General features: G+C 59.9%; 5 protein-coding genes. 1 reads left to right on the top strand and 4 read right to left on the bottom strand.

Annotated features, from left to right (window positions below):
- Positions 1–220: 220 nt before the first annotated feature.
- Positions 221–1,147 carry an NmrA/HSCARG family protein gene (locus tag NNZ72_RS25280; protein ID WP_257318447.1) on the bottom strand — a complete coding sequence of 309 codons (927 nt, stop codon included), beginning with the start codon at positions 1,145–1,147 and terminating at the stop codon, positions 221–223.
- Between the two features lie 111 nt (positions 1,148–1,258).
- Between NNZ72_RS25280 and NNZ72_RS25275 the strand changes: the two genes are divergently transcribed.
- On the top strand, positions 1,259–1,903 hold the full coding sequence (locus tag NNZ72_RS25275; RefSeq protein ID WP_257318446.1) for a TetR/AcrR family transcriptional regulator: 645 nt from the start codon (positions 1,259–1,261) through the stop codon (positions 1,901–1,903).
- 111 nt (positions 1,904–2,014) lie between these two features.
- Here NNZ72_RS25275 and tnpC read toward each other — a convergent pair whose 3' ends face one another.
- The 3 genes from tnpC to tnpA form a co-directional block, all read right to left on the bottom strand.
- Positions 2,015–3,601, bottom strand: a complete 1,587-nt coding sequence (tnpC, locus tag NNZ72_RS25270; protein ID WP_257318445.1) for an IS66 family transposase — start codon at positions 3,599–3,601, stop codon at positions 2,015–2,017.
- 69 nt (positions 3,602–3,670) lie between these two features.
- The gene (gene tnpB, locus NNZ72_RS25265; protein WP_257318444.1) at positions 3,671–4,024 is read right to left on the bottom strand and encodes an IS66 family insertion sequence element accessory protein TnpB; all 354 of its coding nucleotides are present in this window, start codon (positions 4,022–4,024) and stop codon (positions 3,671–3,673) included.
- A complete protein-coding gene (gene tnpA, locus NNZ72_RS25260; RefSeq protein WP_257318443.1) occupies positions 4,021–4,410 on the bottom strand; it encodes an IS66-like element accessory protein TnpA in 390 nt (129 codons plus the stop codon). The genes tnpB and tnpA overlap by 4 nt, the downstream gene beginning before the upstream one ends.
- Positions 4,411–4,493 lie beyond the last annotated feature (83 nt).

The following is a 4,493-nucleotide window of genomic DNA, read 5'->3' as shown; positions in this document are numbered from 1 at the left end:
GTAAGCGGTGTTTTCCTCGCACATTGACCAAGCTCGATTGGGCATCCCGAAAAATGCCACTACGACATTGATGGCAAGAATGCGCCAAGAGGAGACATTCCTCCCCTTTATAAACTGCTGCTGTCGCCCTCGAAGACTAACAGGCCGCTCTCCCCACCCCTCGGAGCGGGGAGAGCGGCCTGAAAGAGCGGCCCAGCTAGCGCTACAACGCGCGCACTGCTCAGCCAATGACGAACTTGTCGCGGTTCTGCTCGATGAATTGGTCGAGTGTGGTCAGCGGCACGCCCCAGCTCCCAGCGGCTTCAATGTCCACCTTGTAGCCCTCGACATTGTTCCAAGATTCGTGCCTGTAGCCCAGTTCGCCATAGGGTTGAGCAAGCGCCTCTTCTTTCGAAAGGGTGATCGCCGAAACCGACTTTCCGGTGGCTCCGCTGATCTTGGCCGCAACCTCGGGCAGAGTGAAGGTATCTGCGGCAAGATCGATCTCATGACCATGGAACCGCGCCGGCTCGGCAAAGGCGGCGGCCGCGAACGCGCCGATGTCCTCCGCCGAAATCCAGTCGATGCCGGTGTCCGGTTCAATCGCAGTCTCGAACCGACCACGCTCGCGGAGCGAGGGGTACATGGACTCCACCATCGGCGGCACTAGGTTCTGCATGATCATGGCGGGCTTCAGGATCGTCCAGTGGCGAAAGCCCTTGGCTTTAACCATGTCGATCACAGCCGCCTTGTTGTCCCAGTAAAGTGGCTCCCAGCGCCCTTCATCCCAACCGACGAAGTTCTTCTGATCGCCCGCTCGGGCGACGGAGGTGTGAACGACCGTGTCGACACCTGCGCGGCCGGCAGCTTCGATCAACGCTTTGCCTGTGACGATTTCGGTGTCCGGGTCACCAGGATGCGAACCCATCTGCATGGAGAAAACGCCATCCACCCCGGCAAAGGCTCCATCGAGACTGGCGGCATCGTTGAAGTCGCCCTTGACGACCTCCACGCCCTGCGCGGCAAGGGCTTGCGCCGCAGCAGAATGAGGGTCGCGCGTCATGGCTCGAACGGGACGACCGGCCTGCAAAAGGGCGCGGACAACTGCCCCGCCCTGTTTGCCCGTAGCGCCAGTGACGAGGATCGGCGAGTTGATTGGTGTAGACATAGAAAGCCTTTCTTGGGAGTAGCAACGCCTTATGCGCCAGGATGTTCTTTCCCTAAATAGGCTACCCAATACGAAACGCAAGAGTTTCGGTAATATTGTGTTTCGAATTATATGATCTACATGATGGCCATGAACGAACGAGCCAACGAACATCAGCGCCGTCTGCCGCCCGCTGAGCGGGGACGTACCCAAGACACAAGCCGTGACGATCTTATCATCGAGGCGGCGCTCGAACTTCTTGCCGAGAAAGGTTATCACGGACTGACGATGACCGATGTGGCCGCGCGTGCGGGCGTGTCAAAAGCGACGCTTTATAGACGCTGGACCGCGAAAGCGGACGTCGTGGCCGACGCTGTCGCTACGCTCAGTCCAATGAAGCCGCCTCATTATCCGGGCACATCGCTGCGCGACGATCTGGTCGCGTTGATGGAGCAGGCTGGTAACTGCGACGACCGTCCCGAGATCGTGACCGCGACGATGGAGATGGCGAGGTCACACCCTGACCTGTACCGAACCCTGTCCGACCGCTTCAGTATGTTTGTTCGGACAGAACTAGAAAAGCTTGCCAAGCGAGCGGCTGACGAGGGACACGCGCCTTTGTCGGAGGTCGAGCTAGAAGTCCTGAGTGACACGGTGATTGCACTCCTGGCCCATAATGCCGGACCGGCTGGCGCATCTATCCCGCGCGAACGTCTGATCGCGCTGGTCGATCACGTGCTGCTGGTGCTCATCACAGCGACACGTGGCGCGAAATAGGCACTCTTACTCCCGCGCGACGGCTCTTTGGAGTTCCCGGCTTCTAGCCACCGTCCCACGCCAGAGATGCGCAACTCGGCCTTGTATGGGCACTTTGCGCCGACAGCAGACTTAGCCGTGCGTTTGCTCCGAACAATTCCACGGCATTAGCTCTTCAATCCGACTCTGCTTGTGGCCGTTGACGATGGCGATGAGTGTGGCGGTTAGATAGGCTAACGGATCGACGGCGTTGAGTTTGCAGGTCTCAATAAGGGAGGCGATGATCGCCCAGTTCTCGGCTCCAATGTCATGCCCCGCGAAGAGTGCGTTCTTGCGATTTAGGGCTATCGGTCGGATGGTTCGCTCGACGGTGTTGTTGTCGATCTCAATGCGCCCATCGGTCAGGAAGAGCTTCAGACCATCCCAGTATTTTGCGATGTAGACCAAAGCCTCTCCAAGTGGGGACTTCGTCGCGACACGGGCACGGTGATGGACGAGCCACGTGTGCATGTCGGCGACGAGCGGCGCTGACCGTTCCTGTCGCCCGGCGAGGCGCGTCTCTGGATCAAGGCCGCGCAATTCGGCCTCGATCCGATACAGTTCACCGATGCGTTTGACGCCGTCCTCGGCAATGGGTGCTGTTCCGTTCCGGGTGATCTCCACCAGCTTGCGACGAGCATGTGCCCAACAATACGCAAGCCGAATGTCTGGGCCAATCCGGTCTGGCCCGATCAGCCTGTTGTATCCGGCATAGCCATCGACCTGCAGGATGCCGGAGAAGCCCTGCAATATCCATTCGGCATGAATGCCTCCCCGACCGGGAGCGTAGGTGAAGGCCACGCCCGGCGGAGCACCGCCATTCCAAGGACGATCATCCCGCGCCAGCGCCCAGAAGTATCCGGTCTTGGTTTTGCGCGAGCCGGGATCGAGCACCGGAGCACGGGTCTCGTCCATGAAGAGCTTGGTCGAGCGCTTCAGGTCGGCAATCAGGGCATCGAACACGGGGCGCAACTCGAACGCTGCCCGGCCGACCCAATCGGCAAGCGTGGAGCGGTCGAGATCGATGCCCTGGCGGCTCATGATCTGCGCCTGCCGATAGAGCGGAAGGTGATCGGCATATTTAGAGACCAGCACATGGGCGACGGTCGCTTCCGTCGGAAGCCCAGCCTGGATCAGCCGTGCCGGAGCTGGGGCTTGGACGACACCGTCCGTGCAGGCACGGCAGGCATACTTGGGGCGGCGGGTGACGATGACGCGGAACTGTGCCGGGATGATGTCCAGCCGCTCGGAGACATCCTCGCCAATGCAATGCAGGCAACCGCCGCAGCCGCAGATCAGGCTTTCTGGCTCGATCACCTCCTCGATACGTGGGAGATGCTTCGGAAGGGAGCCGCGATTGATCTCACGTGGCTTGCTAGTCCTGTTTCCTGCAGGAGCGTCCGCCTCATCCTCGGCATGGATCACGGCCATAGCCGTTTCCAGGTCTTCCAGGGCCAGATCGAATTGGTCAGGATCGGTCTTCTCGGATTTGCGCCCGAAGGCTGCCTGCTTAAATGCTGCAACAAGCTTCTCAAGCCGTTCAATCCGCTCGTCCTTGCGGGCGATATGTTCGTCCCTACTGGCTATCGCGACGTCCTTGGCTGCCTCACGTGCCTGCGCCGCGATCAGCATCGCCGTCAGGACGGCAACATCATCGGGAAAGTCGGCGGCATCAAGCATGGCCGGAAACTACCAAATCCGGAGCCGATTTGCTTTTGAAATTTGTCGTGCTGAGTCATCGTGCCGCAGCTATTCGATGACCTCCGGGGTTCTCGTCTGTATGGCATGAACCCGCCGCCAATCGAGGCCCGCAAACAGAGCTTCGAACTGGGCGTGGGTGAGCGTCATCAATCCATCCTTGATGCTTGGCCAAGTGAACGTCTGCTCTTCCAGCCTTTTGTAGGCCATGACGATCCCGGAGCCATCCCAGTAGATCAGCTTCAACCGGTCGGCCTTGCGTGATCGGAACACGAAGACCGTTCCGGTAAACGGGTCCTTGTGCAGCTCATTCTTCACAAGCGCCGCCAAGCCGTCATGACCCTTGCGGAAGTCTACCGGCCTGGTCGCCACCATGATCCTGACGCGGTTTGACGGAAAGATCATGTCGCCGCCGCCAGGGCGCGAGCGATTGCAGCGATCCGGGTCGCAGATGCGCCTTCCTCCAGGCGGATCGTGACCGGACCGACGACGATCTCGGCACGGGAAACGGCTTTGACCTTCGACGGCACAGGCAACGGCGGCTCGACAACCATGGCCGCGAACTCGACGGCGTCTTCTGGCTCTGGCAACACCAGCTTGCCCTGCCGCGCCATCGTCCGCCAGGTGGAAAGGCTGTTGGCTCGCAATCCATAGCGCTGCGCAACTTCATTGACTGTCGTGCCAGGCCTCAAGCTTTCCGAAACAATCTTCGCCTTGACCTCGTCCGGCCAATGTCGGTGAACCTCACGTCCAGGCTTCCTGGTTGTGAGAAACTCCAATGTAGTCTCCATGGAGAAACTCCCGTTCTTAATCCATGGAAAGGCGATCACAGATCAGACGGCGGCTGCCAATGTGGGGGCAGAACACCGGTTAC

Origin of the sequence: Shinella pollutisoli (genome assembly GCF_024609765.1) — a bacterium.
Lineage (GTDB): Bacteria > Pseudomonadota > Alphaproteobacteria > Rhizobiales > Rhizobiaceae > Shinella > Shinella pollutisoli.
The sequence above is the reverse complement of the archived record's forward strand: the minus strand, read 5'-3'. Positions and strand labels throughout refer to the sequence as shown.

Bases quoted from the DNA above. Each gene is read 5' to 3' on its own strand.
- tnpA (WP_257318443.1), bottom strand. From the start codon at position 4,410: ATGGAGACTACATTGGAGTTTCTCACAACCAGGAAGCCTGGACGTGAG.
- tnpB (WP_257318444.1), bottom strand. From the start codon at position 4,024: ATGATCTTTCCGTCAAACCGCGTCAGGATCATGGTGGCGACCAGGCCG.
- NNZ72_RS25275 (WP_257318446.1), top strand. From the start codon at position 1,259: ATGATCTACATGATGGCCATGAACGAACGAGCCAACGAACATCAGCGC.
- NNZ72_RS25280 (WP_257318447.1), bottom strand. From the start codon at position 1,147: ATGTCTACACCAATCAACTCGCCGATCCTCGTCACTGGCGCTACGGGC.
- tnpC (WP_257318445.1), bottom strand. From the start codon at position 3,601: ATGCTTGATGCCGCCGACTTTCCCGATGATGTTGCCGTCCTGACGGCG.